This is a genomic window from Marinovum sp. E3 (assembly GCF_055755275.1).
Genome location: NZ_CM146908.1, coordinates 934,103 through 954,671 on the forward strand (window position 1 = coordinate 934,103; position 20,569 = coordinate 954,671).

At 65.9% G+C, this 20,569-nt stretch carries 19 protein-coding genes; 7 read left to right on the plus strand and 12 right to left on the minus strand.

Features of this window, described 5'->3' with window-relative positions:
* Positions 1 to 11: 11 nt before the first annotated feature.
* From AC0J5K_RS04615 to AC0J5K_RS04645, 7 genes are all read right to left on the minus strand, one after another.
* Complete coding sequence (locus AC0J5K_RS04615; RefSeq protein ID WP_274564720.1) at positions 12 to 539, minus strand: TRAP transporter small permease; 528 nt, start codon at positions 537 to 539, stop codon at positions 12 to 14.
* Between the two features lie 68 nt (positions 540 to 607).
* The gene (locus AC0J5K_RS04620; RefSeq protein ID WP_048530375.1) at positions 608 to 1,588 is read right to left on the minus strand and encodes a TRAP transporter substrate-binding protein; all 981 of its coding nucleotides are present in this window, start codon (positions 1,586 to 1,588) and stop codon (positions 608 to 610) included.
* Positions 1,589 to 2,055: 467 nt separating this feature from the next.
* Positions 2,056 to 3,414, minus strand: a complete 1,359-nt coding sequence (gene glnT, locus AC0J5K_RS04625) for a type III glutamate--ammonia ligase (protein ID WP_274564724.1) — start codon at positions 3,412 to 3,414, stop codon at positions 2,056 to 2,058.
* A 98-nt stretch (positions 3,415 to 3,512) separates the two neighbouring features.
* On the minus strand, positions 3,513 to 4,853 hold the full coding sequence (locus AC0J5K_RS04630; RefSeq protein WP_274564726.1) for an FMN-binding glutamate synthase family protein: 1,341 nt from the start codon (positions 4,851 to 4,853) through the stop codon (positions 3,513 to 3,515).
* 10 nt (positions 4,854 to 4,863) lie between these two features.
* Entirely contained in the window at positions 4,864 to 5,547 is a 684-nt protein-coding gene (locus tag AC0J5K_RS04635; RefSeq protein ID WP_274564728.1) for a GXGXG domain-containing protein, read from the minus strand.
* Between the two features lies 1 nt (position 5,548).
* On the minus strand, positions 5,549 to 6,445 hold the full coding sequence (locus tag AC0J5K_RS04640; RefSeq protein ID WP_274564729.1) for a class II glutamine amidotransferase: 897 nt from the start codon (positions 6,443 to 6,445) through the stop codon (positions 5,549 to 5,551).
* Positions 6,446 to 6,640: 195 nt separating this feature from the next.
* Positions 6,641 to 7,297 carry a helix-turn-helix domain-containing protein gene (locus AC0J5K_RS04645; protein ID WP_244526414.1) on the minus strand — a complete coding sequence of 219 codons (657 nt, stop codon included), beginning with the start codon at positions 7,295 to 7,297 and terminating at the stop codon, positions 6,641 to 6,643.
* Positions 7,298 to 7,440: 143 nt separating this feature from the next.
* On the opposite strand from AC0J5K_RS04645, the gene AC0J5K_RS04650 reads away from it, so the two are divergent.
* A complete protein-coding gene (locus AC0J5K_RS04650; RefSeq protein WP_148562914.1) occupies positions 7,441 to 8,388 on the plus strand; it encodes a GlxA family transcriptional regulator in 948 nt (315 codons plus the stop codon).
* Positions 8,389 to 8,472: 84 nt separating this feature from the next.
* On the opposite strand, the gene AC0J5K_RS04655 is transcribed toward AC0J5K_RS04650, so the two are convergent.
* The 5 genes from AC0J5K_RS04655 to AC0J5K_RS04675 form a co-directional block, all read right to left on the minus strand.
* Complete coding sequence (locus AC0J5K_RS04655; RefSeq protein WP_274564733.1) at positions 8,473 to 9,036, minus strand: sarcosine oxidase subunit gamma; 564 nt, start codon at positions 9,034 to 9,036, stop codon at positions 8,473 to 8,475.
* Positions 9,029 to 11,986, minus strand: a complete 2,958-nt coding sequence (locus AC0J5K_RS04660) for a sarcosine oxidase subunit alpha family protein (protein ID WP_274564735.1) — start codon at positions 11,984 to 11,986, stop codon at positions 9,029 to 9,031. Before AC0J5K_RS04660 ends, AC0J5K_RS04655 begins: the two co-directional genes overlap by 8 nt.
* The gene (locus AC0J5K_RS04665) at positions 11,983 to 12,270 is read right to left on the minus strand and encodes a sarcosine oxidase subunit delta (RefSeq protein WP_274564737.1); all 288 of its coding nucleotides are present in this window, start codon (positions 12,268 to 12,270) and stop codon (positions 11,983 to 11,985) included. Before AC0J5K_RS04665 ends, AC0J5K_RS04660 begins: the two co-directional genes overlap by 4 nt.
* A 67-nt stretch (positions 12,271 to 12,337) precedes the next feature.
* On the minus strand, positions 12,338 to 13,588 hold the full coding sequence (locus AC0J5K_RS04670) for a sarcosine oxidase subunit beta family protein (RefSeq protein ID WP_274564907.1): 1,251 nt from the start codon (positions 13,586 to 13,588) through the stop codon (positions 12,338 to 12,340).
* A gap of 120 nt (positions 13,589 to 13,708) precedes the next feature.
* Positions 13,709 to 14,476 (minus strand): DeoR/GlpR family DNA-binding transcription regulator, encoded by a 768-nt coding sequence (locus AC0J5K_RS04675; protein WP_274564739.1) that lies wholly within the window; start codon positions 14,474 to 14,476, stop codon positions 13,709 to 13,711.
* A gap of 168 nt (positions 14,477 to 14,644) precedes the next feature.
* On the opposite strand from AC0J5K_RS04675, the gene AC0J5K_RS04680 reads away from it, so the two are divergent.
* Genes AC0J5K_RS04680 through AC0J5K_RS04705 form a run of 6 tightly spaced genes read left to right on the plus strand, consistent with a single transcriptional unit; the run spans position 14,645 to position 20,424 of the window.
* Positions 14,645 to 15,613, plus strand: a complete 969-nt coding sequence (locus tag AC0J5K_RS04680; protein ID WP_274564741.1) for an ABC transporter substrate-binding protein — start codon at positions 14,645 to 14,647, stop codon at positions 15,611 to 15,613.
* A complete protein-coding gene (locus AC0J5K_RS04685; protein WP_274564743.1) occupies positions 15,613 to 17,316 on the plus strand; it encodes an ABC transporter permease in 1,704 nt (567 codons plus the stop codon). Before AC0J5K_RS04680 ends, AC0J5K_RS04685 begins: the two co-directional genes overlap by 1 nt.
* Positions 17,304 to 18,353, plus strand: coding sequence for an ABC transporter ATP-binding protein (locus AC0J5K_RS04690; RefSeq protein ID WP_274564744.1), 1,050 nt, complete (start codon positions 17,304 to 17,306; stop codon positions 18,351 to 18,353). Before AC0J5K_RS04685 ends, AC0J5K_RS04690 begins: the two co-directional genes overlap by 13 nt.
* Before the next feature lie 51 nt (positions 18,354 to 18,404).
* Positions 18,405 to 19,421 (plus strand): MBL fold metallo-hydrolase, encoded by a 1,017-nt coding sequence (locus AC0J5K_RS04695; RefSeq protein ID WP_420398647.1) that lies wholly within the window; start codon positions 18,405 to 18,407, stop codon positions 19,419 to 19,421.
* Entirely contained in the window at positions 19,418 to 19,963 is a 546-nt protein-coding gene (locus AC0J5K_RS04700) for a histidine phosphatase family protein (protein ID WP_274564748.1), read from the plus strand. The genes AC0J5K_RS04695 and AC0J5K_RS04700 overlap by 4 nt, the downstream gene beginning before the upstream one ends.
* Complete coding sequence (locus AC0J5K_RS04705; protein ID WP_074834692.1) at positions 19,960 to 20,424, plus strand: phosphatase domain-containing protein; 465 nt, start codon at positions 19,960 to 19,962, stop codon at positions 20,422 to 20,424. Before AC0J5K_RS04700 ends, AC0J5K_RS04705 begins: the two co-directional genes overlap by 4 nt.
* Positions 20,425 to 20,569: the final 145 nt, after the last annotated feature.

The window sequence follows — 20,569 nt, forward strand, 5'->3', positions numbered from 1 at the left end:
TGGGTTTGCCCTTATTCGATGTGGTCGATGCGTGTGTCGCGGCCCAGGAAGACACGCGTCAGATGGCCGAGAGAGAAAACGAGGATCAATCCGCCGGCGACGGTCAGCGGCAGCGAGCGATAGCCTTCGCTGATCTGGATCAGCGGGATCAGCGAATTCCATTTGAACTGGGTGAGCAGCGCCCCGTACCAGAGCATCAGCGCTCCGAAGACCGCCATGAAAAGATCCGAAAAGATCACGAAGAGGGTGCGAACGCGCGCCGGCACCAGGGTGCGGAAGGCCACGACCGAAAGATGGGTGTTCTCGCGCACGCCGACGGCGGCACCGAGAAAGGCGATCAGCATCACCAGCAAAAGCGCATATTGCTCGACCCAGGTGGGGGTGTCGTTGAGCACGTAGCGGCCAAAGACCAGCCAGCCGAAGATGACGGTCATGACAACCAGCGCCACGCCGGCGACGACGCGGCAGATCCAGACGATCGCGTCGAAGACACGTTCAAACGCGCGCAGGCCCTGGGGCAGTTCGGGGGTATCGTTCATTGTATTCTCCCGAAAAGCGCCCGGGACCGCAGGGGACCGGGCGCTTCCGAATGGGTGTCGGTCAGGCGTTATTCGGTCGACTGGGCAATCTCGACGAGCTTGCGCATGTCGGGGTTGGCGGCCAGGTAATCGTCATAGACCGCAACCATCGCGTCCTGAAACGGGGTCTTGTCGGCGATCTCGTTGACCATGACGCCGGCGGCCTCGACATCCTTGCGCGCCTGTTCCGATTGCACCGCCCAGAGCTCACGCTGATAGAGGCCGGCCTCTTCCGCCGCGGCCCGCACCGCATCCTGAAGCTCGGGCGAGAGCGCCTCGAACTTCGAGGTGTTGACGCAGATGCATTCCGGGATGATCAGGTGCTCGGAAAGCGAGTAATTGGTCGTCACCTCGTAATGCGCCACGTTCTTGAACGAAGGGAAGTTGTTTTCCGCACCGTCGACAACGCCGGTTTTCAGCGATTGATAGACCTCGCCAAAGGCCATCGGCGAGGGGTTGCCGCCCATGGCCGAGATCATCGCGGTGTAAAGATCGTTGTTCATCACCCGGATCTTCAGACCGGCGACATCGTCGGGTGTGTTGATCGGTTTCTGGGTGTAGAACGACCGCGCGCCGGCATCGACCCAGGCCAGCGGCAGCAGGCCGGCCTGGCCCATGGCATCCGAGACCATGTCGCCGGCCTCGCCTTCGAGCACGCGGAACATGTGCGGCACGCTCTTGAAGATGAAGGGCAGCGAGACGAGGTTGGCCTCTTTCACCATCGGGCCGATCGGGCCGAGGTTGAAATTGCCCACTTCGATGGCGCCAAGGCGCACCTGCTCGAGCGCGTCGGGCTGGCTGCCCAGAACGCCGCCGTGGAACACCTCGATGGTGACTTCGCCGTCGGTCTTCTCTTCCACCAACTCGGCAAAACGGTCCATCGCGGCGGTGTTGGGGTGGCCTTCGCTGTGGATGTTCCAGGCGCGCCAGGTTTCGGCCGTGGCAGCGGTGCCGAGCAGGGCGACGGCCGCAGCCGCACCGATGAGCGTGGTGGTGAATTTCTGGTACATGGTGTCCTCCCTTGGATGTCGTAACCAGTTGAATGGATTGGCCTGTGACGCATGTCCGGCAACAGGCATCGCCCGGGGCCGGGATCAGACCTGCGATCTGCTGCGGCGCGCAGGCGGCGGACCCTGGTGGAAACCGGTGATCGGTTTGCCGGGTCGCTCCGGTCTCGCGGGCCGCGGTCCTCCCTTTGTCACATCCGTTGGTTTCCGCCGAACCGGCGCCCGTTCTCTCCCGGGGCGCGCGGCCGGCGTGTTCTTCTGGCTCCTAAAGAGTACTAGTATCCCAGTTAAGTCAAGAGAAAAGTTTTCATGCGTCGGAACGAGCCTGCGGCGCGGCCCGGCGGCACCGGACATTGTCCGCCCCGGACCCCGATCCGGGGTCCCATGCTACAGGGACCGGGAGGCCCCGGATCGGGGTCCGGGGCGGGGTCATGTCGAGGCTGCCGGCCAACGGCCCCCGCGGTCGGGCTTCAGATGTCCAGCGTATGGGTTTTTTCCCACTGCGAGAAATGCGACACGAAGGAATTCCACTCCTCGCGCTTCAGCTTGAGAAAGGCGGCCGAAAATTCCTCCCCCATCATCGACTTCAGGTCCTTGTCCTTGTCATAGCCGCGCAGCGCATCGAGCATGTTGAGCGGCAGTTTCGGCGCGCCGCGAACCTTGTGGCCCTCGGCATACATGTCAATGTCGTACCGCTTGCCGGGATCGGCCCGAGTCCGCAGGCCGCTGAGGCCGGCGGCAATGATCACCGCCTGCAACAGATAGGGATTCGCAGCCCCGTCAGGCAGCCGCAGCTCGAAGCGGCCGGGCCCGGGGACGCGCACCATATGGGTGCGGTTGTTGCCGGTCCAGGTCACCGTGTTGGGCGCCCAGGTCGCGCCCGACATGGTGCGCGGCGCGTTGATGCGCTTGTAGCTGTTGACCGTCGGATTGGTGATCGCGGCCAGGGCGCTGGCGTGTTTCATGATGCCGCCGAGGAAGTGCTTGCCCTGTTCCGACAGGCCCAGCTCGGCGGTCGGGCTGTCGCCTTTCTCGCCGGCAAAGACATTGGTCCTGGAGTGCTCGCCCGGCGCGTCCCAGACCGAAATATGCGCGTGACAGCCGTTGCCGGTCAGCCCCTCGACGGGCTTGGGCATGAAGGTGGCGCGGAAGCCGTGTTTCTCGGCCACCGACTTGGTCATGAACTTGAAGAAGGAATGCTTGTCGGCGGTCTTCAGGACGTCATCGAACTCCCAGTTCATCTCGAACTGGCCGTTGGCGTCCTCGTGGTCGTTCTGGTAGGGGCCCCAGCCCATTTCCAGCATGTAATCGCAGATTTCGCGCACCACGTCATAGCGCCGCATCACCGCCTGCTGGTCATAACAGGGCTTGTCGGCGGTGTCGTATTCGTCGCTGATCTGGGCGCCGTCCGGGGTCAGCAGGAAGAACTCGGCCTCGATGCCGGTCTTGACGTGCAGGCCCGCGTCGGCGGCCTCGGCAATCAGCCGGCGCAGCACGTTGCGCGGCGCCTGGGCCACGTCCTGGCCTTCCATCACGCAGTTGGCGGCGACCCAGGCGACCTCGGGTTTCCACGGAAGCTGGATCACCGACGCCGGGTCCGGCACCGCCAGCATGTCGGGGTGGGCCGGCGTCATGTCGAGATGGGTGGCAAAGCCGGCGAAGCCTGCGCCGTCCTGCTGCATGTCGGCAATCGCAGCGGCGGGAACCAGCTTGGCCCGCTGGCCGCCGAACAGATCGGTGAAGGAAATCATGAAATACTTGATGTCGCGCGCGGCTGCAAAGGCGGCAAGGTCGGTCCGGGCGTCGGGCGCCACTTGATCTCTGGGCATGTGGTCGTGTTCCTCTCTGTCGGTATGTGGCGCGGGGGGCTCCCCCTGCATCCTCTTGCGCAACGGCGCGGCCCCGTCGGGAGCCGCGCCGTCGTATGTCAGAACCCCGCCTTGCCGGGCCACCAATCGGTGCCGGCCAGTGGCACCCTGGCCATGGCCGCCGCCTCCATGGTCAGCGCGCAGAGGTCTTCCGGTTCCAGGTTGTGCAGATGGTTGTGGCCGCAGGCCCGGGCGATGGTCTGGGCCTCCAGGGTCAGTACCTTGAGATAGTTCTTCAGCCGCCGGCCGCCCTCGATCGGGTCAAACCGCGCCATCAGCTCAGGGTCCTGGGTGGTGATGCCGGCCGGGTCGCGGCCTTCGTGCCAGTCGTCATAGGCGCCGGTGGTGGTACCCATTTTCTGGTATTCGGCCTCCCATTTCGGGTCGTTGTCGCCCAGGGCCACCAGCGCGGCGGTGCCGATGGCCACCGCATCGGCCCCCAGCGCAACGGCCTTGGCCACATCGGCGCCGGTGCGGATGCCGCCCGAAACCACCAGCTGCACCTCGCGGTGCAGCCCCTGATCCTGAAGCGCCTGAACGGCCGGGCGGATGCAGGCCAGCGTCGGCAGGCCGACATGTTCGATAAACACGTCCTGGGTCGCGGCAGTGCCGCCCTGCATGCCGTCGAGCACGACCACATCGGCACCCGCCTTGATCGCCAGGGTGGTGTCATAATAGGGCCGCGTGCCGCCGATCTTGACGTAGATCGGCACCTTCCAGCCGGTAATCTCGCGGATTTCGAGGATCTTGATCTCCAGGTCATCCGGCCCGGTCCAATCCGGGTGCCGGCAGGCCGAACGCTGGTCGATGCCCGTGGGCAGGTTGCGCATGCCGGCCACGCGGTCGGAGATCTTCTGACCGAGCAGCATGCCGCCGCCACCGGGCTTGGCGCCCTGACCCACGACGATCTCGATGGCGTCGGCCCGGCGCAGGTCGCGCGGGTTCATGCCGTAGCGCGAGGGCAGGTACTGATAGACAAGCTTGCTGGAATGGCCGCGCTCTTCCTCGGTCATGCCGCCGTCGCCGGTGGTGGTCGAGGTGCCTGCGGCGCTGGCGCCCCGGCCCAGCGCTTCCTTGGCGGGGCCGGAGAGCGCGCCGAAACTCATGCCGGCGATGGTCACCGGAATGTCCAACTCGATGGGGGTCTTGGCAAAGCGGGTGCCCAGCGTCACCTTGGTTTCGCAGGTCTCGCGGTAGCCTTCGAGCGGGTAGCGCGAGATCGAGGCGCCGAGGAACAGCAGGTCGTCGAAATGCGGCACCCGCCGCTTCGCGCCGCCGCCGCGGATGTCGTAGATGCCGGTATGCGCCGCGCGGCGGATCTCGGCGTTGATCGAATTCGAGAAGGTCGCCGACTGGATCGGCTCGGTCCGCGGGAGGGTGTCGATTGTCTGATCTTTCATGTCCATCTCCTCAATACGCGGACGCGTTGTCGACGTCGAAATTGTAGAGCTTGCGGGCCGAGCCATAGCGTTTGAACTCTTCCGGTTTGGCGTCGGCTCCGGCGCGTTCCAGCAGGTCGGCCAGGATTTCCAGATGCTCGGGACGCATCTCCTTCTCGATGCAATCGGCGCCGAGGCTCTTGACGCCGCCGCGCACGAAGAGCCGCGCCTCATAGAGTGAATCCCCCAGCGCGTCACCGGCATCCCCCAGCACCACGAGATTGCCGGATTGCGCCATGAAGGCCGACATATGGCCGATGTTGCCATGCACCACGATGTCGATCCCTTTCATCGAGATACCGCAGCGCGAGCTTGCATTGCCCTTGATCACCAAGAGCCCGCCGTGTCCGGTGGCCCCGGCGTACTGGCTGGCGTCGCCCTCGACGATGACCGTGCCCGACATCATGTTCTCGGCCACGCCCGGTCCGGCCGAGCCGTGGACGTGCACCGTGGCCTGGCTGTTCATCCCGGCGCAGTAATAGCCGGTGGAGCCCTTCACGGTCACCTCGATGGGCGCGTCAAGGCCGACGGCAATGGCGTGGCTGCCCTTGGCGTTCACGACTTCCCAGTTGGCCTGGCTGAGGGTCTCGGCCTGCGCGTGCAGCGCTGCGTTCAGGGCGCGGAGGCCTTGCGCTTCCAAATCGAATGTCTGCATCTCAGTGGTTCCAGAAATAAACGGTTGCGGGTTCAGGCTCCCAGACGCGGGCGGTCTCGATCCCCGGCAGGTTGACCAGCGCGCGGTATTCGCTGCCGAAGGCGACATATTGATCGGTCTCGGCCATCACGGCGGGTTTGCAGGCGATCGGGTCGCGCACCACGCCAAAGCCGTCCTTGGTGCCAACGACAAAGGTGAAGAAGCCGTCGAGATCCTCCAGGCTGCTTTTCAGCGCCTCGCCCAGGCTCGATCCGGTTTGCATCTTCCAGGTCAGGTAGGCGGCGCCCACTTCGGTGTCATTCTCGGTCTCGATATGGATGCCTTCGCGGCGCAGCTTGCGGCGCAGGGCGTTGTGATTCGACAACGAGCCATTGTGAACCAGGCATTGGTCGAGGCCGGTCGAGAACGGATGCGCGCCGAGCGTGGTGACGGCGGATTCGGTGGCCATGCGGGTGTGGCCGATGCCATGGCTGCCGCTCATCTGCGAGACGGCAAACCGGGCAGCCACGTCGCGGGGCAGGCCGACTTCCTTGTAGATCTCCATCGCCGCGCCGGTGCTCATGACCCGCACGCCCTGCCGCAGCTCCGGCAGCGCCTGGCGCGCCGCGGCCACCTTGTCGGCCGGCAGGGTCAGCACGATATGGCTGTCTTTGACCGCGCCGCTCACCGCGGCGTCGATGACGCTGCCCAGTTCCTCGGCCAGGGTTGCGAAATCCGCCTGCGGGTCGTCGGATTGCACCGTCAGCTTGGCGCTGCCGGCCGCCTCGCCGCCATAGATCGCGATGCCGGCACTGTCCGGGCCCCGATCGGTCATGGTGACAAGCATGTCGGTCAGAAGCGCGCCGAGCCGAGGCTCGAGCGACCTGTCCTTGAGAAATAATCCAACGATTCCGCACATGGCGCAGACCCTCTCCTGTGGTTGACTCGAAGCCTATCGGGTAGAGCCGGGCGCATCAACTTTCAAGAAACAATTTTTCCTGTAAAGAATATCGGGCCATGCACACACCGAGCCAGATGCCGCCGAATTCGGCGGTCTGCCTGCTTTGCGGGCAATCCGGGATCAGGAACTGTGGTGCCGGGCGGGCGGCCGCGGCTAGTTGGCCTGTGGATACGAAATGATCGACAGGTAGCGGATCGGCAGGCGCACCAGCACCTCCGGCCCATGCGGCGCATCTGCGTCAAAGAACAGCGTATCGCCCGGTTCCAGCCGGAAGACCTCGGTGCCGTGGCGATAATCGACCGCGCCTTCGAGCATGTAGATCGTCTCGATCCCCTCGTGCTGGAAGGTGGGGAAGACGTCAGAGGTTTCGGACAGGGTGATCAGATAGGGTTCGACCATCACGCCGCTGGAATTCGAGCCGATGTGACCGAGCAGGTTGTACTGATGGCCGGCCCGGGTGCCGTCGCGCTCCATCTCGACACCGTGCCCGGCCTTGGTGTGCACCGCCGAGCGCTTTTCTTCGAACCGGCGCAGGAAGGCGGTCAGCGGCACGCTCAGCACATGCGACAGCGTTTGCAAGGTGTTGAGCGAGGGAGAGGTGTTGCCGTTCTCGATCTTGGACAACATGCCGATCGACAGGCCGGAGGCCTTGGCCAGATCGGCCACGGTCATGTTCTGCTGTTTGCGGAAGGCGCGGACCTCGCGGCCGATGGCAACCTCGAGAACCTTTTCGCGGTCTTCGCCGACCCGATGCGGATCCTGTGACAGGGCCTTGGCGTTCATTGCGGCGTCCGGTTTTTGCTGTATCATCGCACCTTCCTAATTTTCACCACCGGAAAATTCCAGCGCCGGAAAGCCACTTGACCCGCAACAAGTTTCCTATCAGGAATATTGCAATGACCAGAGGTGAAAGTACAACCACTTTGGGGTTTCTGATCTTCCCCGGGTTTCCAATGTCCTGCCTGACCTCGGCGATAGAGCCCCTGCGCGCGGCCAACGAGATCTCGGGGCAGGCGGCCTTTGACTGGAAGCTGATCGGCGAAACCGGCGCGCGGGTGGAATCCAGCGCGCATATCTGGTTCGACCCGGATCGGGCGCTGGCCGACGACCTTGAGCTCGACTATCTATTTCTGCTCTCCGGCCCTTTGGCCCGGTTCGAGACGCCGCGACCGTCAAACGGCCGGCTGCGCAGCCTGAGCCGTCACGGCGTTCGTGTCGGCGGGGTCAGCGGCGGGGTCTTTCCGCTGGCGCGCTCCGGGCTTCTGGCGGGGCACCGATGCAGCGTGCACTGGTGTTATGCCGCGGCCTTCGCGGCCGAATTTCCCGATCACCCGGTCGAGGACGACGTCATCATCATCGACCGCGACCGGCTGACGGTGTCCGGGGCGGCCGCCGTCTTTGACCTGATGCTGGGTCTGATCGATGCCAGGCTGGGCGAGGAGGTGACCACCGAAGTGGCCTGCTGGTTCCAGCATCCGCTGATGCGCGGGCAGGGGGTGCGGCAGAAGGTGCCGACCCTGCGCCGCGAAAGCACATCGGACATGTTGCCGCCCTCGGTCGCCGAGGCGATCCGCATCTTTGGTGATCACATCGAGGATCCGGTGAACGTGGACGACGTGGCGCAGCTGGTGGGGCTGTCGCCGCGCCAGCTGGAACGCAACTTCAAGACCGCCACCGGCCAGAGCCCGTCGCGCTATTACCGCAACCTGCGAATGAACGCCGCGCGCCAGCTGGTGCTGTATTCCAACGACAGCATGGCGCGCATTGCCGCGGCGGTGGGCTATGGCGCCACCGCGCCGCTGGTGCGGCAGTACCGCCGGGCCTTTGGCGCGACGCCGCAGCAGGACCGGCAGAAGATCAACCTGTTCCGGGTGGAACGGAACCGGCCGATCCCGTCCTGAACCCGTCCGGTCCTCGCGTCGGGGCCTCGTCTCCCCCACTGGCCGAGAGGCCCCGGCGCAGGGCCGGGGCGCGGGGCGGCGATGTCAGAGCGCGCTGTGCGCCGCCTCGATCAGCGCGTGATGCAGGCTCTGGGCCGACGAGCGTGGCCCGATCACGCTGAAATGCCTTTCGGCCCGGCGGATCAGGAAACAGCTTTGGTGCGCGATTGCGGTGCGGGTTGCGGCCGGGCTGTCCATTCGCCGCGTGTCGGCGTTGCACAGGAGCTCAAGCACCTGGTGACAGCCAGCGCCCTCCAGGTCGAAGCGCACCCAGCCATCGGTCTGTTCGGTGACCGAACCGGCGTCCCCCATGGCCGCCTTGATCCGCGCGGCAAGGTCTTCGTGGCTGCCGTGCGGCGCCTCGAGCATCCATTGTTCCGGGCCGATCCAGAAGGCCGTGACCGGCCCGTCCCCGGCACAGGCTCCGACCCCCGGCAGGTCTGCGCCCAGAAGGGCCCGCGCCGTTGCGGCGACCTCGTCCTCGCGGCCCGGCCTCGGCGCCAGCGAGGCCAGCGCCCAGTCCGGGCATTCCGAAATGCGCAAGCCCTCGAAGTCGCGGACCTCGGCGGTGGTGCCGCCAAGCGCGGTCGTTGCGGTCAAGTCATGCACGGAGACGGTCTCCCTCTGGATCGACGAAATGGGCCGAGACCACCTCGACCTCGATGTTCTGCCCGGTCAACGGGCTGACCAGGCGCAGGCGCTCGCCCATGCGTTCTGACCCGGATTTCAGATAGCCGATGCCGATATGGCTATTCAGGATCGGCGAATAGCAGGCCGATGTGACATAGCCCTGGTCATGCTTTGCATCGACGGGGCCCTCGCGGTTCATCAGGTGCCCGCCGGCGGTGACCTTCTCCTCGGGCAGCTTCGGCAGAAAGCCCACCAGCGCCAGCGCATCCGGCGTGTTCAGCCCCGCGCGTTCCGACAGGGTCGAACCAATGGCGTCCTTCTTCTTCGACACCATCCGCGCCATGCCGAGGTTGAGCGCGGTGGTGGTGCCGTTCAGCTCATTGCCCGCCGCATGGCCCTTTTCGATCCGCATGACGCCCAAGGCTTCCGTGCCGTAAGGGGTCACGTCGAATTCCTCGCCTGCCGCCATCAGCCTGCGGATCAGCGCGTCGCCATAACGCGTCGGCACCGCGATCTCATAGGCCAGTTCGCCGGAGAAGGAGATGCGAAACAGCCGCGCCCGCAGCCCGCCGCAGATCGTGACCGCCCCGCAGGCCATGAAGGGAAAAGCCTCGTTCGAGATATCGAACCCGGGGTCGACGATCTTTTGCAGCAGTTTTCGGGCGTTGGGCCCGGCCACGGCATATTGCGCCCAGGCCTCGGTGGTCGAGATCAGTTGCACGTCCATGTCCGGGAACAGGCACTGGCGGACGAATTCCAAGTGGCGATAGACCGGCACGGCATTTGCCGTCGTGGTGGTCATCACGAAGTGATCCTCGGCCAGCCGCGCAGTGGTGCCGTCGTCCATGACGATGCCATCCTCGCGCAGCATCAGCCCGTAGCGGGTCTTGCCGACCGCCAGCTTGGCAAAGCCATTGGCATAGACCTTGTTGAGGAAGGCCGCCGCGTCGGTGCCCTGCACGTCGATCTTGCCCAGCGTGGTCACATCACAGACCCCGACCGAGCCGCGCACCGCCCGCACCTCGCGGTCGACGCTCTGGCGCCAGTGGGTCTCGCCGGGACGCGGAAACCACTGTGCGCGCAGCCAGTTGCCGGCTTCGACGAAAACGGCGCCCTGTTCGCGGGCCCAGATGTGGCTGGGCGTCTCACGCACCGGGTGGAAATGCGCCCCGCGCGCCCGGCCGCCCAGCGTGCCCATGGCGACGGGGGTGTAGGGCGGGCGGAAGATGGTGGTGCCGACGCCGGGGATCGATTTGCCGGCCAGCTCGGCCATGATCGCCAGCCCGCCCATGTTCGAGGTCTTGCCCTGGTCGGTGGCCATGCCCAGCGTGGTGTAGCGCTTGAGGTGCTCGACCGAGCGGAAGTTCTCCTGATGCGCCAGTTTCACGTCCTTGACGGTGACGTCGTTCTGCTGATCCAGCCAGGCGCGGCCGCGGCCTTCGGTGACATGCCAGAAGGGCTGGATGTTGACCGGCGCATCTTCGGCGCGGGGCAGGCGGGCCTTGTCGGGTTTGATCCCGAGATCGCCGAGAATTGCGGCGGCCTGTTCGGCCCCCGAGCGGAGCGCGGCATGGGTGGAAAAGGCCCCAGCCGCCGCCCCGGCCACGCTTTGGCCCTGCGGCAGATCCGTGCCGGGAACGAAGGCAGAGATGGCCGCGTTCCAGGCCGGGCGGCCGCGCTGATTGCAGGTCAGATGCACGTTGGGGTTCCAGCCGCCCGAGACACCGAGCGCGCCGCATTCGATGATGCGTTCGGAGCCGTCGGCCTGACGCAGCTTGACAAAGCTGAGGCCGAGCCGGCCGGAGGTGTCGATCACCTGCGAGCCGGCCAGCAGCTCGCAATCGGCGATACGCGGGGCGTCGGGGCGAACGTCGATCACGGCGGCGACCCTCACGCCCTTGGCCATCAGATCGCGGGCGGTGCGGTGGCCGTCGTCGTTGTTGGTGAAGACCGCGACCTTTTGCGCCGGCGTCGCCGCCCAGCGATTGGCATAGGCGCGCATGGCCCCGGCCAACAGGATGCCGGGGCGGTCGTTGTTGGCAAAGGCGATCGGCCGCTCGATGGCCCCGGCGCAGAGCAGGGCGCGCCTGGTGTAGACGCGCCAGAGGATCTGGCGCGACTTGCCGGGCGCAGGCGTCGGCAGATGGTCCGAGACCCGCTCGACCGCGCCGTAGATGCCATGATCGAAACCGCCGATCACCGTGGTGCGCGGCATGAGCCGGACGTTGTCCATGCCGTGCAGCTCGGCCACGGCAGCGGCGGCCCATTCGGCCCCGGCGGTGTCATCGATGGCAAAGGTCTCGGCATTGAGCCGCCCGCCCATGGCAAAATCTTCGTCGGCCAGGATCACCCGCGCACCGGAGCGGCCTGCCGTCAGGGCCGCCGACAACCCCGCCGGGCCCGCGCCCACGATCAGAAGATCGCAATGCAGGTAGCCTTTGTCGTAGGAATCCGGGTCTTCCTCCAGCGACAAGGAGCCCAGCCCGGCGGCCTTGCGGATGATCGGCTCGTAAAGCTTTTCCCAGAAGGCGGCGGGCCACATGAAGGTCTTGTAGTAGAACCCGGCGGTCAGGAAGTTCGAGAACCGGTCGTTGACTGCCATGGCGTCAAAGGTGAGCGAGGGCCAGCGGTTCTGGCTTCTGGCCGCGAGCCCGTCGAAGAGTTCGGCGGTGGTGGCGCGGGTGTTGGGCTCCTGCCGCGCGCCGGAGCGCAGTTCGACCAGCGCATTGGGCTCTTCGCTGCCCGAGGTCAGCACCCCGCGCGGGCGGTGATACTTGAACGACCGGCCCATCAGCCGCACGCCGTTGGCCATCAGCGCCGAGGCCAGCGTGTCGCCGGGGTGGCCCGTGAAACGCTTGCCGTCGAACGTGAAGTCGAGGTTCTGGCTGCGGTCGATCTGGCCGCCCGGAAGTCGGTTTTTCTGGCTCATTTGCTGCGCCCCCGGCTGCGGGCCACGTCGCGGGCCAGTTCGACCGATGTGATCTCATGGGTCAGCGTATTGCGCGTCACCACCAGCCAGCTGCGGTCGCCCACCTCGTGGAACCACAGCTCGCGATGTTCGCCCGCCGGGTTGTCGCGCAGGTAGAGGTAGTCGTGGAATTGATCCACGGCATCCTCGGCCTGCCAGTCGGGGCGGTCGATTAGCGACGCATCGCCGAGATAGGTGAACTCCTGCGCGTCACGCGGGCCGAGGAGGGGATGGTCGATCATCATCTGTCAGATCCTTTGTGCGCATCTCGAACCGCAAAACCGGTTCTCACGTTTTCCGGGAAACGCATGGTCAATGCAGGTTGGGTTGCGCGCCCACGCCCTTTTCGTCGATCATCCGCCCGTGGCGGAACCGGTCGAGGCGATAGGCGGTGGCGGTTTCATGCGGGGTGTCGGTGGCCAGCAGATGCGCATAGCACATGCCCGAGGCCGGCGTCGCCTTGAAGCCGCCGTAACACCAGCCGCCATTGAAATAGAGCCCGTCGATATGGGTGCGGTCGATGATCGGCGAGCCGTCCATCGACATGTCCATGACGCCGCCCCACATCCGCAGGAGTCGCGCCCGGCCCAGCGCCGGGATCAGCGCCATGCCGCTTTCGCAGACGTCCTCGACCGTGGGCAGATTGCCGCGCTGGGCATAGGAATTGTAGCCGTCGATATCGCCGCCAAAGACCAGCCCGCCCTTGTCCGACTGGCTGCAATAGAAATGCCCGGCGCCAAAGGTGATGACCCCCGGCAGCACCGGTTTCAGCCCCTCGGAGACAAAGGCCTGCAAGACGTGGCTCTCGATCGGCAGGCGTATGTCGGCCAGCGCCATGACACGGCTCGACGATCCGGCAACGCAGGAGGCCACTTTCCCGGCGCCGATATAGCCGCGCGAAGTCTCGACGCCCCGGATGGCGCCGGCCTCGATGCGCAAACCGGTGACCTCGCAGTTCTGGAGGATGTCGACGCCATGGCTGTCGGCGCCGCGCGCGTAGCCCCAGGCCACCGCGTCGTGGCGCACGGTGCCGCCACGATGCTGGGCCAGCCCGCCCTTGATCGGGAAACGCGCATTCTCGAAATCGAGAAACGGATAGCGCGCGCGGATCTGATCGACGTCCAGAAGCTCGGCATCGGCGCCGTTCAGGATCATGGCATTGCCCCGGCGGACAAAGGCGTCGCGCTGGCCGTCGCTGTGATAGAGATTGAGAATGCCGCGCTGGCTGACCATCGCGTTGTAGTTCAGCTCCTGCTCCAGACCCTCCCACAGCTTGAGCGAATATTCGTAAAACGGCTCATTGCCATCCAGAAGGTAGTTCGACCGGATGATCGTGGTGTTCCGCCCGACGTTGCCGCCGCCGATCCAGCCTTTCTCCAGCACCGCAATGCGTTTCTTGCCGAAATGTTTGGCCAGGTAATAGGCGGTTGCCAGCCCGTGTCCGCCGCCGCCGATGATCACGTAGTCATAGCTTTTCTGCGGCTCGGGATCGCGCCACGCCGGGCCCCAGCCCCTGTGGCCGGTCAGGGCTTCCTTGATGACACGCAGACCAGAGTACTTCATCGCGACCTCGCTCATTTGCGACACCAAGATGCCTGCATCCGCCTGTGTTTGCGAGGTCGGGATCGGACGGGTCGCTGTTCAAACCCGACATTGGCGGCATTTGCCGCGCGGGGATACGGCTCAGACCCGAAGCAGGCGGCAAGACCGCTGCGCGCAGGCGCGCCGTACATCGGCAGGCAATTGCGCGCCGGTGACGATCACGTCGTAATCCCACAGATGCGCGTGCCGGCAGGCCAGGTCCAGCCCGGCCTTTTCGGTGTCGGCGACCAGAATCGTGGTGTTGGCACAGCCGGCAATCGCCTTGCGAGCCGAAATCTCGTCGGAATTGTAATCCATCACCGCGCCGTCGGGCGACAGGCCGCCGCAGCTGAACACCGCGTAATCCACCCGGAAATTGGCAAAGAACGCATGCGCGGCAATGCCGATCATGTCGAGATCGCGCATCCGCACCGACCCGCCCGCCAGTTCGACCACGGCGCCCGGGGCGTTTTGCAAGGCGCAGACCGCATGAATGCTGTTGGTTGCGACAAACAGGTTCTCGCGCGCGGCCAGCAGACGCGCGCATTGCTCGACCGTGGTGCCGGTGCCAAGCGCGACGCGCGCGCCGTCGGGGATCAGGTTCTTCACCGCCAGGGCGATGCGCCGCTTTTCCTGGCGCGCGACGCTCTCGCGCGGGAGATAGCCGATGTTCTCGCTTTGCTGGCGCAGGCGCGCCGCGCCATTGCGGCGCTGCACCAGGGCGGCGTCATCGAGATCACGCAAATCCGCCCGGATGGTCTGAACCGACACCGCAAGACGGCCGGACAACTCGGCCGCCGACAGCTCGCCTTCCTCCGACAGGAGCGCGATAATGCGGTCACGGCGCGCTGCCAGGTCCAATCGCTTCATGACTTTCCTTCGAAAACAACCGCAGGTTACGGCAAGGTTAGGCGGGAACGAAATTCTGCGCAATATCATTAAAAAGTTTACGTTTCTGTCACAAAATCGTTGCCTCCGGCGGGAATAAGGCCCTCGTGAACCACTTTCGAACGAAAGCTGCATCTCCAGGAGAGCCCCATGAAGATCTTCCTCACCACGACCGCCTTTGCCCTCATGGCCAGCACCGCCATGGCAGACACGATCACGCTTTATACCTCCCAGCCGAACGCCGATGCGCAACAGACCGTCGATGCTTTCGAGGCGGCCAATCCGGGCACCGAAGTGGAATGGGTCCGTGACGGCACGACCAAGTTGATGGCCCGTCTGCGCGCCGAGATCGAAGCCGGCAACCCGCAGCCCGACGTTCTGCTGATCGCCGATACCGTGACGCTGGAAGGCATGGCGCAAGAGGGGCTGCTGACTGCCTATCAATCGCCCGAGGCCGCCAATTACGACGCCGCGCTCTATTCGGCCGAGGGATACTATCACTCGACCAAGCTGATCACCACCGGCATCGTCTACAACACCGGCGTCGAGACGGCGCCAGCCTCCTGGGCCGACCTGTCCGATGCCGCGCTCAAGGGCCAGATCGCGATGCCGTCGCCGCTCTATTCCGGTGCGGCGCTGATCCATCTTGCCACCCTGACGGGCGACGAAAGCCTCGGCTGGGATTACTACGGTGCGCTGGCCGCGAACGATGCCCGCGCCCAGGGCGGCAACGGCGGCACCTTCAAGGCGGTGGCCGCAGGCGAAAAACCCTATGGCATGGTCGTCGACTTCCTCGCCATCCGCAACAAGGCCGATGGCTCGCCGGTCGAGTTCGTCTTTCCCGAAGAGGGCGTGTCTTACGTGACAGAGCCGGTGGCGATCATGTCCTCGGCCAAGAACGTCGAAGGCGCCCAAAAATTCGTCGATTTCCTGCTCGGTGAAACCGGTCAGGAGCTGGTGCTCGACATGGGCTATATTCCGGCGCGCGACGGCATGGGCGTGCCCGCGGGCTTTCCGGCGCGGGAAGACATCGCGCTGATGGCCTTCGACCCGGCGGTCGCGCTGGAGAACGCCGAAGCCAACAAGGCGAAATTCGCAGAGCTGTTCGGCGCCGAATAATGGGTCTGGCGACGAAAACGGGAGGCAGCCGGTCGGAAGGCCGGCTGCTCTCTGCCATTCTGGTGGTGGCGATCTGCCTTACGCTGGCGCCGGTCCTGCGGCTGTTTGTCGAAGGGATGACCGATCAGGGGACACCCGGTCTGGCGCTGATGGGCGGGGTCCTGTCGCAGCCCGCGACGCTCAGCGCGCTGAAACATTCGCTGATCACCGCGGGCTTTGGCACCCTGGTGTCGCTGGTGCTGGGCGCGGGATTTGCCTTTCTGGTGGCGCTGACCGATCTGCGGGCCAAGGCGGCGCTGGTCTTCTGCCTGATGATCCCGATGATGATCCCGCCGCAGATCACCGCGCTGTCCTGGACCCAGATCATGGGGCCGTCGTCGGTGCTGCTCAAGACGCTGGGCCTGGCGCCGCCGCTGGGCGCGCCGCAGCCACTGTATTCCGCCGAGGGCATCATCCTGCTGCTGGGCATTCAGCACATGTCGATCATCTTCCTGACCCTGCGTGCCGGGCTGCGGGCGATCCCGCAGGAGGTGGTCGAAGCGGCGCGGATCAGCGGCGCGCGGGGATTGCGCACCTGGTGGCAGGTGGTGATGCCGCTGACGCTGCCGAGCCTGGCCGCCGGCACCGCGATCACCTTTGTCACCGCGCTCGGCAATTTCGGCATTCCGGCCATGCTGGGCATTCCGGCGGGCTATGCGACGCTGCCGACGCTGGTCTATCAGAAGCTCGCCGGCATGGGCACCAGCGTGCTGGCCGAGGTTTCGGTGCTGGCCATGCTGATCGGGACGGTGGCGGTGGCAGGCATTCTGGTACAGCGGTTCTTCCAGTCGCGGCAAAAGGTCCATCTGGTCGGCGCGACCTCGCGGCCGCTCGCCATTCCGCTGGGCGCGGCGCGGCTGCCGGTGGAGATCCTGCTCTGGGCGGTGGTCTGCGCGATTCTGGTGCTGCCGATGTTCGGCCTGCTGGCGACCTCGCTGGTGCCGGCCTACGGCGTGCCGCTGCGCCTCGATACGGTGACCCTGGCGTCGTGGTCCGAGGTGCTGTTGCGTCAGCCGGTGACGGCCCGGGCCTTCGCGAATTCCTTTGGTCTCGCCTTCGGGGCGGCCCTGGTGCTGATGGCGCTCTGCCTGCCGCTGGCCTGGCTGATGGAGCGCAATCCGACCCGGTTGTCGCGGCTCTTCGACAGCCTGCTCGACCTGCCTTATGCGCTGCCCGGCGTGGTGCTGTCGATTGCGATGATCCTGCTGCTGATCAAGCTGCCATTTACCGAGGCCACGCTCTACGGCACGATCTGGATCATTTTCCTGGCCTATCTGGCACGGTTCTTCGCCGTCATGTTCCGCCCGGTGCAGGCCAGCCTCAAACAGCTCGACCCGGCGATGGGAGAAGCGGCGCAATCGGTCGGCGCCTCGCTGTTCCAGCGGTTGCGCGACGTGATCCTGCCGCTTTCCGCTCCCGCCGCCGCCGCCGGCGCGATCCTGGTATTCCTCACCGCGTTCAACGAGCTGACCGTCTCGGCGCTGTTGTGGTCGTCGGGCACCGAGACCCTGGGCGTGGTGATCTTCAATCTCGATGACAGCGGCGAAACCGCGATGGCCAGTGCCCTGGCGATGACCATCGTGTTTGTGGTCATGGCGCTGATGGCCCTGATCGAGCTGTTCTCGCGCCGTTTTCCGAAAGGAGTTGTTCCATGGCAGACATAAGCCTGTCGTCGGTCGGCAAGACATTTGCGGGCGCCCCCGCCTTGTCCGACATCACCACCCGCTTCGAAGACGGGGAATTCATTGCGCTGCTGGGGCCGTCGGGCTGCGGCAAGACCACGCTTCTGCGGCTTCTGGCCGGCTTCGAGATGCCGAGCGCCGGGCAGATCGGCATTGGCCGGCGCACCATGGCCGATGCCGGCAGCGGCGCGATGGTGCCGCCAGAGCGTCGCAACATCGGCTTCGTGTTCCAATCCTACGCGCTCTGGCCGCATATGTCCGTGCGCCGCAACATCGCGTATCCGCTGGAAATTCGCCGGCTGGCCCGGGCGCAGATTGCCGAGCAGACCGAGGCGGCGCTGGCCGCCACCGGGCTTGGCGCCTACGCCAACCGCATGCCGTCGGAACTCTCCGGCGGGCAGCGGCAACGGGTGGCGCTGGCGCGCTGTCTGGTGTCCGATCCCGACGCCGTGCTGCTGGATGAGCCGCTGGCCAACCTGGATGTGGCGCTTCGGGCCTCGATGCAGGGGGTGTTCACCGATTTCCACCGGCGCACTGGCGCGACCATGGTCTATGTCACCCACGACCAGGCCGAAGCCATGGCCATGGCCGACCGGATCGCGGTGATGGATCGTGGCACGATCCAGCAATTCGACACGCCCCAGACGCTTTATGAGCGCCCGCGCAACCGGTTTGTGGCCGAATTCGTCGGCCGTGGCACGGTGGTTCCGGTGCAGGCGGTCGAAGCGACCGATAGCGCGGTCCATGCCCAGGTGCTGGGCGCGCGGATCGCCGTGCAGAGCGGCCGGAACGGCGGCGGCATCGACCACGTCTGCCTGCGCCCGGAGAACCTGACCATCACCGAGACCGGCGATCTCAGGGCCAGGGTCGCGCGGGTCACCTATCTGGGCGGGAAATACCTGCTGGAAACCGTGGCCGACTGCGGCACCCGGCTGCTCGCCGAGACGCGGGCAAAATTCGATGTCGGCGCCCAACTCGGCCTGACCATCACCACCCCATGGGCGTTTTCCGAGGACTGAATGCAAAGCGTAAGACTCCTTTCCGGCATCGGCGACAAGGGCCCCGCCTGCATGCAACTGAACCTCGGCGACCGGCGCTGGCTGCTGGATTGCGGCTTCGGCCCCGAAGCCCATGCCCATTTCGATCCCGCCTGGCTCGACGGTGCGGATGCGGTGTTCATCACCCATGACCACATCGATCATATCGGCGGCGCCTCGCATGCGGTGGAGGCCGGTCTGCCGATCTTTGCCACCGCCCAGACCGCCCGCGCCCTGCCGCCCGCGGCCGAGGTGCATCTGCTGCCCGAACAGGGCGAAACCGTTATCGATGGCGTGCGCCTGACCACCGGGCGCAACGGCCATGCCTTGGGCGGGGTCTGGATGCATTTCGCGCTGGGAGAGGGGGTGTTCTATTCCGGCGACTGGTCCGAGGAATCCGACTGGTTCCCCTTTGATCCGCCCCCAACGGCGGCCACCGCCATTCTCGATTGCTCTTACCATCTCGACGACGTGCCGCAATCAGAGCGCTTTGCGGCGCTGGATGCGCTGCTCGACGGGCTGGAAGGCCAGGTGCTTTTGCCGGTGCCGCCCTCGGGACGCGCCGGCGAAATGGCGTTGCACCTGATCCGGCGCTACGGGGTCGAGAGCGTCATGTTCGATCCCGAATGCCAGGCAACCCTGCGCGCCGCCCTGGCCAGCGCCGCGCTAGGCCCGGCGGTGCAGGAGATCGCACCGCTGCTGTCGCGCGGGCCGATGGATCAGGCGCGCTTTCTGGTCTGCGACACGCCGAATGCCGATGGCGGCGCGGCCTGGGGCTATGTCCGGGCCTGGCATGAAAGCGGGCGTCTGGGCCGTGATGCGCATGTGGTTTTTACCGGTCACATGACCGCCCATGCGCGGGCTATCTGTCGCGTGCCGGGCGGATATTTTCAGCGCTGGAACGTGCATCCGCCGTTTCGCGATCAGGTCAGGATGCTCGAACGGCTCTGCGCGAAACGGTTTGCCCCGGCGTTCTGCGCTCAGCCCGAGGACTACTTGATCGAGGATCTCGGAGTGGAGATTTTCCTGCACGATCCGGTGCGGCTGTGACCGACGTCGCGCCGCCGCCCCGCAGCTTCTGCCTGATCCGCCATGGCGAGACCACGGCCAATGCCGATGGCTGCATTGCCGGGCGCACCGATGTGGCGCTGACCGAGCGCGGCCGCGCGCAGGCCCGTGCCCTGGCCGACCGTGCCTGGCCCATGCGGATCGCCCTGTATTCCAGCCCGCTGTCGCGCGCGCGGGAGACCTGCGACCTGGGCTTTCCCGGTCTGGCCTTCACCTGCCACGACGGGCTGCGCGAGCGCGACTGGGGGGTGTTCGAAGGCCGCCCCCTGGCCGACCAGCCCCGCCGCGAGGACACCCCGGAGACCGGTGAGTGCTGGCCCGGGATGCAAGCCCGGGTGCATCAGGCGATTTGTGAAATCTGCGCCGCATCCGGCGCCGCCTTGCCCGTTCTGGTGTGCCATTCCGGCGTGATCCGCGCCGCCCGGCTGCTCTGGACCGGCGGCGGCGTCGGAGCGCGGCCCGCCAATGCCGTCCCGATCCTGTTTCAGCGATCCGGCGGCCAATTCGAGGAGAAAGAGCTATGAAAGATGCCGTTGCCACCCCCTGCGTGGTGTTTGACGTCGATGGAACCCTGGCCGAATTCGATGCCGGCAAACTGGGGCATCTGGTGCATGGGATCGAAAAGCAATGGGAGGAGTTTCACCTCGCCATGGCCGATGCTCCGCTGATCGCGCCGATCGCCAGATTGATGCAGCGGCTGAAGGAAAGCGGCGAAACCATCGTGATCTGCTCGGGCCGGCCGCGGGGCTGGGCCGACCACACGATTGCCTGGCTGCACAAGCACGATCTGCCGTTCGACGGGCTTTACCTGCGGGGGGAAGACCAGGACGCGGCCAGCGACCCCGACGTCAAACGCCGCGCGCTGGCCGAGATGAAGGCGGACGGGCTTGTTCCCTGGCTGATCATCGATGACCGAAGCTCCGTCGTCGACGCCTGGCGGGCCGAAGGGCTTGTCTGTCTGCAATGCGCGCCCGGGGATTTCTGAACAAAGGCGCGGGGCGGGCGTCGAATAATCGGCCCACCTTGTTCTGGTGGTCGACCCCCCAAAGCCGGGACTTGGGCTGAGGGCGCCCACATCGGTAGGGGGTGAAGAAACCGGTTTGGATCGCCACGATGCGGACCACCGGCCG

Coding starts and splice junctions, on each gene's coding strand:
- AC0J5K_RS04615 (WP_274564720.1), bottom strand. CDS start 539: ATGAACGATACCCCCGAACTGCCCCAGGGCCTGCGCGCGTTTGAACGT.
- AC0J5K_RS04620 (WP_048530375.1), bottom strand. CDS start 1,588: ATGTACCAGAAATTCACCACCACGCTCATCGGTGCGGCTGCGGCCGTC.
- glnT (WP_274564724.1), bottom strand. CDS start 3,414: ATGCCCAGAGATCAAGTGGCGCCCGACGCCCGGACCGACCTTGCCGCC.
- AC0J5K_RS04630 (WP_274564726.1), bottom strand. CDS start 4,853: ATGAAAGATCAGACAATCGACACCCTCCCGCGGACCGAGCCGATCCAG.
- AC0J5K_RS04635 (WP_274564728.1), bottom strand. CDS start 5,547: ATGCAGACATTCGATTTGGAAGCGCAAGGCCTCCGCGCCCTGAACGCA.
- AC0J5K_RS04640 (WP_274564729.1), bottom strand. CDS start 6,445: ATGTGCGGAATCGTTGGATTATTTCTCAAGGACAGGTCGCTCGAGCCT.
- AC0J5K_RS04645 (WP_244526414.1), bottom strand. CDS start 7,297: ATGATACAGCAAAAACCGGACGCCGCAATGAACGCCAAGGCCCTGTCA.
- AC0J5K_RS04650 (WP_148562914.1), top strand. CDS start 7,441: ATGTCCTGCCTGACCTCGGCGATAGAGCCCCTGCGCGCGGCCAACGAG.
- AC0J5K_RS04660 (WP_274564735.1), bottom strand. CDS start 11,986: ATGAGCCAGAAAAACCGACTTCCGGGCGGCCAGATCGACCGCAGCCAG.
- AC0J5K_RS04665 (WP_274564737.1), bottom strand. CDS start 12,270: ATGATGATCGACCATCCCCTCCTCGGCCCGCGTGACGCGCAGGAGTTC.
- AC0J5K_RS04670 (WP_274564907.1), bottom strand. CDS start 13,588: ATGAAGTACTCTGGTCTGCGTGTCATCAAGGAAGCCCTGACCGGCCAC.
- AC0J5K_RS04675 (WP_274564739.1), bottom strand. CDS start 14,476: ATGAAGCGATTGGACCTGGCAGCGCGCCGTGACCGCATTATCGCGCTC.
- AC0J5K_RS04680 (WP_274564741.1), top strand. CDS start 14,645: ATGAAGATCTTCCTCACCACGACCGCCTTTGCCCTCATGGCCAGCACC.
- AC0J5K_RS04685 (WP_274564743.1), top strand. CDS start 15,613: ATGGGTCTGGCGACGAAAACGGGAGGCAGCCGGTCGGAAGGCCGGCTG.
- AC0J5K_RS04690 (WP_274564744.1), top strand. CDS start 17,304: ATGGCAGACATAAGCCTGTCGTCGGTCGGCAAGACATTTGCGGGCGCC.
- AC0J5K_RS04695 (WP_420398647.1), top strand. CDS start 18,405: ATGCAACTGAACCTCGGCGACCGGCGCTGGCTGCTGGATTGCGGCTTC.
- AC0J5K_RS04705 (WP_074834692.1), top strand. CDS start 19,960: ATGAAAGATGCCGTTGCCACCCCCTGCGTGGTGTTTGACGTCGATGGA.